We start from the raw sequence: 6,998 nt of genomic DNA, 5'->3' as shown, positions 1-6,998 counted from the left end.
CTAATACCTTAGAGATAGCTGCTGTTGTAGTTGTTTTTCCGTGGTCAACGTGTCCTATTGTACCAATGTTTACATGGGGTTTACTTCTGTCAAATTTTTCTTTTGCCATTTTTTTTGTCCTCCTAAATTTTTATTAATTTTCTAATTTTATATTTTACACTGTATTCTTATTTTACCCTATATTTAAAAAAAAAGCCACACTTTCCTATTTTTTTTGACAGTGTAGTTTTTAAGTGGTGGTGAGGGAAGGATTTGAACCTTCGAAAGCTGAGCTGGCAGATTTACAGTCTGCTCCCTTTGACCACTCGGGAACCTCACCGACATTATTAAATTGTAATGGTACCCCGTAGGGGAATCGAACCCCTGTCTCCAGAGTGAAAATCTGATGTCCTAACCGTTGAACGAACGGGGCAAAAATAATGGTGCCGCTTACCGGAATCGAACCAGTCACCTACTGATTACAAGTCAGTTGCTCTACCAGATGAGCTAAAGCGGCATCACACACAAGAATGATTATAATCTATTTCCTATTTTTTGTCAACATTTTTTTTATTATATTTTTATTTTTTTATTTTATAAATATATTTTTCAATTCCTCTTCACTGTACTTCCTTTTAGATTTCATGTTTTTTAAAAGGTTTTCATTTTTTTCTATTTTATCTTCTGTTTTAAATTTTCCTATAATTTCTATATTTTTAACATTCTTTAATTCTAAATATTTTTTTATTATTTCTAATCTTTCTTTTGAAGATGGTTTTACCCACTCTTCAGCTCCTATTCTATCTAATGTATTTAGTTGAATTTTAGTATATCTTATTGATTTCAAAAAATTAGCTAATCCATCCAATTCTTTTTTTGTATCATTTATTCCTTCTATAATAAATGTTTCTAATAAAATTTCTCCATTAAATTCTTCCCCTAAAGATTTTAACCCATTTTTTATATCATCAATACTTAAATCTTCATAAGCTCTATTAATCTTTTTAAATGTAGAATTGCAAACACTATTTATTGTAGGCAATATAATATCTAAATTTTTCAATTGATTTCTAACTTCTTTTTTCATTAGTAAACCAGAATTTGTAATTAAGACTACTTTTTTATCAGTTACTTTTTTTAACCAATTTATTATTTCTCCTAAATCTTTATTTAAAGTTGGTTCACCACTTCCTGATAATGTTACACAATCAAATTCTACTGTATCTAAAGCATGTAAAAATTCTTTTTTCATTTCCTCTAAATCTATATAACTTTTTCTTTCTTTTATTAATTCTTTAGTTATTCCACATTCACAAAATATACAATTCATGTTACAAGTTTTAGGATTAACTATATCTATCCCTAAAGATCTCCCTAATCTTCTTGAAGGCACTGGACCAAATAAATATTTATACATAATAATCACCTCTTTTAATTCTTAATCTTTAGATAAATTATATACCACTTTGTTAAAAAAAATCTCACAAATTATAAAAATTGTATTATTACAATTTTAAATCTCCTTGACTTTTAATTTATTTTAAGATATTATACTCTTTAATTATTTAATTTTAAATAGGAGGATCTATGAATTTTTTAGGAGAATTTTTAGCTTTATTCACAGCACTAAGTTGGACTACATCATCTTTAATATTTGAAAATATTGCCAGAAAAATACACCCCCAAATAGCTAATTTTTTAAGAGTTTGTATCGGAACTTTTATGCTTGGTATAGTTTGTCTTTTTACAAAACGCCATCTTTTTTTCCCTATCGATGTCCCTTCAAATGACTTAGGACTTCTTTTGCTTTCTGGTTTTATTGGAATGTTTCTTGGAGATTTTTTTCTTTTTAAAGCTTTCAAAAAAATTGGAGCTAGAATAACTATGCTGATTATGACTTTATCTCCTATTATTGTTGCTTTAATAGATTTTATCTTTCTAGGAGTTCATTTATCCTCATTACAATTAACCGCGATATTTATAACTTGTTTAGGAGTAGCTATCGTCATTTTAAGACCAAACAACTCTGAAAATAAAATCACTTTTAATTTTTCTCCTACAGGTTTATTATACGCTTTTTTAGCCACTTTAGGACAGTCTCTAGGAGTTATTTTAACTAAACTAGGTTCTACATCCTATGACTCACTAGCAACAACTCAAATCAGACTTATTGCTGCAATTTTAGGATTTGGTATTTTAATTTTAGCTCAAAAAAAAGGCCAAGAATTAATCTCAGCCTTAAAAAATACTAGAAATATGTTTTTTATATGTTGTGGTACTTTTACATCTATATTTGGAATCGCTGCTTTAGTTGAAGCTTTTAAACATTCAAACGCATCTGTAGCCTCTACTATTTCATCCACTAGTCCAATATTAATAATTCCTATTTCAATAATATTTTTTAAAGAAAAAATTAAAAAATATGAAATTTTAGGTGCTCTAATTTCTATTATAGGAATATCTATTTTCTTTTTTTAATCTTAAAAAAGTTCTCCTATCATACACCTAACAGAACCCCCTCCAAAATGCTCAATAGTTTCTACATTAGAGGTAACTATTCTTGTGAATTTCAATATAGTCTGTTTTTGTTTTACTGTTAAAGAATTATATGCAGTTTCAGATAAAATTATAAAATTTCCATTTTCTCCTTGAAGTTCCAAAATATTTCCTAAATATTTTAAAACTTGATTTAAGGAAATTTCTATAATCTCTTTCCCAGAACTTAATAATTCTTTTTTTACTTTTTCTCTCTCTTTAGAACTCTTTATAGCTTCAAGACAAACTAATGCTATTTTTTCACCTATACTCATTAAAACATTCGTATGATAAATAGGACTCCCTTGTTGATAAGCTTTAAAACATACTGGTTTATAGCCTAATTTTTTACAAGTTCTTAGAAATAATTTTTTGTTCGATCTTTTAGAAATACAACAATATGCTTTCTTAAATTTTCTATCTAAAACTAAACTTCCTGTCCCTTCTAAAAATTTATTTTCAAAACTTTTAAAACTTAAATCTATTTTTTTTATTTTTTCTAAATCAACTAATCCTAATAAGGATTCTTTAAATTTTTTCAATTCTTCTCTTCTATTTTTAGCATACATAGGATAAAAAGCAATCGAATCTTCATGAGAACTAAACCAATTATTTGGAAATATACTATCTGGAGTTTCAGGTAAAAGCGTATCCTTAAAAACATTTACTTCTACTCCATTTTTTTTTAATTTATCCACTAATAATTCAAATTCTTTTAATGCTCTTTTTTGAATCTCTTCTTTCTTTAAATTATTATTTTTTTGATAAATATTATCTTTAGCTGTTTCTTTGTTATAATCAAATTTTATTGGTTTCACCATAAAAACTCTATTAGTTATTTGCCTAGACATCTTTTTCCCTCATTTCATTTTATAATTTAAAACCATAAGGAAGCAATTCTTCAATATTATATACTTTATATTCTTTTTTTAAATTAGAAAGAATAATAACTGTTTCATCATTTGAAAATTCTTTTATAACTTGTCTACATGCTCCACAAGGAGATATTGGATTCGATGTATCCCCTACAACACAAAGAACTTTTATATTTTTCATTCCACCTGAAACTGCAGAAAATATAGCACTTCTCTCTGCACAATTTGACAATCCATAGGAGCTATTTTCAACATTAACCCCTTTGTACATATTATCTTTATTATCTATAAGTATAGCCCCTACCTTAAAATTAGAATACTTTGCGTAAGCTTTGGATCTTACTTTTATAGCTTCATCAATATAAGATAATATCTGATCTTCATTCATATATTCCCCCTTTATTTTATAAAACTATTTTTTTCTTCTTTTTCTAATAATATTTTTTTTATTGTTGCAGCTATATCCGAAAAGCTTTCTCTTATACCTATATTACCACTTTTTATATTTTTTGAATAGGCTAAAATAGGTATATATTCTCTTGTATGATCTGTTCCTTTAAATGTAGGATCACAGCCATGATCTGCTGTTATAATTAATAAATCTGAATCCTTCATTTTTGAAATTATTTTAGGAAGATAATTATCAAATTCTTCTAAAGCTTCTTTATATCCAAAGGCATTTCTTCTATGTCCGTACTTAGCATCAAAATCAACTAAATTAGTAAAAATTAGACCCTTGGTATCTTCTTCTATAGCAGCTATTGTTTTTAAAATTCCATCTAAATTATCTTTATTACTTCCTTTATTTTTAGTTATTCCTTGACCTGCAAAAATATCACTTATTTTCCCTATACTAATAACATCTAACTTATTTTCTTTTAATTCGTCTAAAAGAGTTTTCCCAGAAGGAAGAACCGAAAAGTCATGTCTATTAGATGTTCTCGTATAATCCCCATTTTTTCCTATAAACGGTCTTGCTATAACTCTAGCTACTGGAGATTTTTCATTACATATTTCTAATGCAACTTTGCAAGCTTCATACAATTCATCTAATGAAATGTGTTTTTCATGAGCTGCTATTTGAAAAACTGGATCTGCACTTGTATAAACTATAAAGTTTTTATTTTTAACTGCTTCATCTCCATAATCATTTATTACTTCTGTTCCTGAATATGGTAAGTTACATAATATTTTTCTTCCTGTTCTTTTTTCAAATTCTTCTATTGTATCTTTTGGAAATCCATTAGGATAAGTAGGAAATGGAGTCTTTGTTACAAGTCCAGCTATTTCCCAGTGACCTGTTGTTGTATCTTTTCCTTTTGCTAACTCTTTAGCTTTCCCATATAATCCTGTAGGTTTTTTTTCTTTAGGAACACCTTTTATCTCAATAATATTTCCTAACCCTAATTTTTGCATGTTAGGTAAATCTAGTCCTCCTGTTATTTCTCCTATATGTCCAAAAGTATTCGATCCCACATCTCCAAATAATTCAGCATCTGGTAATTCACCTACACCAGCACTATCCAGTACTATTAATATCACTCTTTTTATAGAATCCATATTACTCTCCTTTCATAAGTTTAATTCCTGAACTCGTTCCAAGTCTTTCTGCTCCTATTTCAATATATTTTAATGCTGTTTTTAAATCTCTTACTCCACCAGAAGCCTTAACTTTACAAATATTTCCAACTACTTTTTTCATTAAAGCTACATCTTCAAAAGTTGCACCTCCTGTTCCAAATCCTGTTGAAGTCTTTACAAAATCAGCATGAGCCTTCATTGAAAGTTCGCAAACTTTAATTTTTTCAGCATCTGTTAAATAACAAGTTTCAATTATTACTTTTAATATATTTTCTCCTACAGCTTCTTTTATTTTTCGTATTTCTTCTTCAATATAGTTATATTTTTTGGCTTTTAGCATCCCCACATTTATAACCATATCTACTTCTTTAGCTCCATTTTTTATACAATCCTTAGCTTCAAAAATTTTGCTTGCTGTTGACATTGCTCCCAAAGGAAATCCAATAACTGCACAAACCTTAACATCTGTACCCTTTAATATTTCAAAACATGTTTTTACATAACAACTATTTACACACACTGAAGCAAAGTTATATTCTTTAGCTTCCTCACATAATTTCTCAATATCTTCTGATGTTGCTACAGCCTTTAAAAGTGTATGATCGATATATTTATTTATTTTCATTTTTTATTTCTCCTTATTAGTATATTCTTTTTTTTATTTTTTATCTATATATTTACAGTATGAATTTCAAATATTACTTTTTTAGGTATAGCTTTTTCTTTTGAAATTTCAAAAGCTTCCTTTATAAAATTAATAGATGAATCTAAGTTTTTATTATCATTATATTGCAGTTTAGCTATAACATCTCCTATTTTAACTTTATCTCCTGTTTTTTTATTAAGAATAACACCTACTGAATGATCTATAATATCTTCTTTTGTTGCTCTTCCTGCTCCTAAAACCATTCCCGCTTTTCCTACTTTTTCTGCTTCTATTCCCTTTACCCAACCATTACAATCAGCTTTAACTAAAAATTCATTTTTAGCTAAAGGTAATAAAGAATAATCATCTGTCAAATCAGGATTTCCTCCTGCATATTTTATAAAATCTTTTAAATATTTAATTGCCTTCCCTGACTCTATAACTTCTTTAACTTTTAATTTACCTGTTTCTAAATCTTTAACATCACCCTTTATCATTAGAGCCATTGCTGTTAGAGTCTCTACAAGTTCTGTAAAATCTTCAGGTCCTTTTCCTTTTAAAGTTTCTATTGCTTCTATTACTTCATTTGAATTTCCTACTGCTAATCCTAGAGGTTCATCCATATTAGTTAATATTGCTGCTACTTTTCTTCCAAAACTTTCCCCTATATCCAACATAGATTTTGCTAATTTTCTTGCTTCTTCAATATTTTTCATAAAAGCTCCTGAACCAACTTTAACATCCAAAATTAAACCATCTGCATGAACTGCAAGTTTTTTACTCATTATTGAACTTGCAATTAATGGTATACTCTGAACTGTAGCTGTAACATCCCTTAACGCATATATTTTTTTATCAAGTGGAACTATTTTACTTGAAGCTCCCATTACTCCAGTTCCTGTTGTATTTGTCATACATATTAATTCTTCCTTTGTTTGAGGAAAAGTAAATCCTTCTATTGATTCAAATTTATCTATTGTTCCTCCTGTATGTCCAAGCCCTCTACCAGAAAGTTTAGCAGTCCCTATATCAAAACTAGCAAACAAACCAGCTAAAGCAATTGTTGTTTTATCTCCAACTCCACCAGTAGAATGTTTATCTATTAAAAATTTATTCACTCCTTCAAATTTTATTATTTCTCCACTATTCACCATTTTTTCCGTAAACACTTTCAATTCTTCTTTAGACATCCCTTTAAAATATACTGCCATTAAAAAAGATGACATTTGATAATCAGGAATTTCACCTTTTAAATAACCATCTAAAAGAAAACTAATTTCCTCTTTAGAAAGAATTTTACCATCTCTTTTGTCTTGTATTATATCTACTGCTCTCATAATTTCCTCCTCTATTTTATCTTTTATTTTCATCTTATGATATAA

At 27.9% G+C, this 6,998-nt stretch carries 8 protein-coding genes and 3 tRNA genes; 1 reads left to right on the top strand and 10 read right to left on the bottom strand.

The window, feature by feature from the left end; translation table 11 throughout:
* The 5 genes from Q7K47_09485 to Q7K47_09465 form a co-directional block, all read right to left on the bottom strand.
* Nucleotides 1-109 (bottom strand): GTP-binding protein (locus tag Q7K47_09485; GenBank protein ID MDP0507428.1); only part of this gene is annotated, 109 nt, incomplete at its 3' end.
* A 125-nt stretch (nt 110-234) separates the two neighbouring features.
* Nucleotides 235-319: transfer RNA gene (locus Q7K47_09480), tRNA-Tyr, on the bottom strand.
* A gap of 18 nt (nt 320-337) precedes the next feature.
* Nucleotides 338-412, bottom strand: a tRNA-Glu gene (locus Q7K47_09475).
* Between the two features lie 8 nt (nt 413-420).
* Nucleotides 421-496: transfer RNA gene (locus Q7K47_09470), tRNA-Thr, on the bottom strand.
* A 72-nt stretch (nt 497-568) separates the two neighbouring features.
* Nucleotides 569-1,396, bottom strand: coding sequence for a radical SAM protein (locus Q7K47_09465; GenBank protein MDP0507427.1), 828 nt, complete (start codon nt 1,394-1,396; stop codon nt 569-571).
* Nucleotides 1,397-1,566: 170 nt separating this feature from the next.
* On the opposite strand from Q7K47_09465, the gene Q7K47_09460 reads away from it, so the two are divergent.
* On the top strand, nt 1,567-2,457 hold the full coding sequence (locus Q7K47_09460; protein MDP0507426.1) for a DMT family transporter: 891 nt from the start codon (nt 1,567-1,569) through the stop codon (nt 2,455-2,457).
* Between the two features lie 2 nt (nt 2,458-2,459).
* Here the strand turns inward: Q7K47_09460 and Q7K47_09455 are convergent, their stop codons facing one another.
* The 5 genes from Q7K47_09455 to Q7K47_09435 are packed head-to-tail and all read right to left on the bottom strand — an operon-like array spanning nt 2,460 to nt 6,953.
* Entirely contained in the window at nt 2,460-3,365 is a 906-nt protein-coding gene (locus tag Q7K47_09455) for an arginine deiminase-related protein (GenBank protein MDP0507425.1), read from the bottom strand.
* A gap of 19 nt (nt 3,366-3,384) precedes the next feature.
* Nucleotides 3,385-3,777 (bottom strand): cytidine deaminase, encoded by a 393-nt coding sequence (gene cdd, locus Q7K47_09450; GenBank protein MDP0507424.1) that lies wholly within the window; start codon nt 3,775-3,777, stop codon nt 3,385-3,387.
* An 11-nt stretch (nt 3,778-3,788) separates the two neighbouring features.
* Nucleotides 3,789-4,949, bottom strand: coding sequence for a phosphopentomutase (locus Q7K47_09445; protein MDP0507423.1), 1,161 nt, complete (start codon nt 4,947-4,949; stop codon nt 3,789-3,791).
* Nucleotide 4,950: 1 nt separating this feature from the next.
* Nucleotides 4,951-5,595, bottom strand: a complete 645-nt coding sequence (gene deoC / locus Q7K47_09440; GenBank protein ID MDP0507422.1) for a deoxyribose-phosphate aldolase — start codon at nt 5,593-5,595, stop codon at nt 4,951-4,953.
* 44 nt (nt 5,596-5,639) lie between these two features.
* Nucleotides 5,640-6,953, bottom strand: coding sequence for a thymidine phosphorylase (locus Q7K47_09435; GenBank protein MDP0507421.1), 1,314 nt, complete (start codon nt 6,951-6,953; stop codon nt 5,640-5,642).
* Between the last annotated feature and the right edge of the window lie 45 nt (nt 6,954-6,998).

Source organism: Fusobacterium sp. JB019, assembly GCA_030673965.1.
GTDB lineage: Bacteria > Fusobacteriota > Fusobacteriia > Fusobacteriales > Fusobacteriaceae > Fusobacterium_B.
Note: the sequence above shows the minus strand (reverse complement) of the source record. Positions and strands in the feature narration are given on the sequence as shown.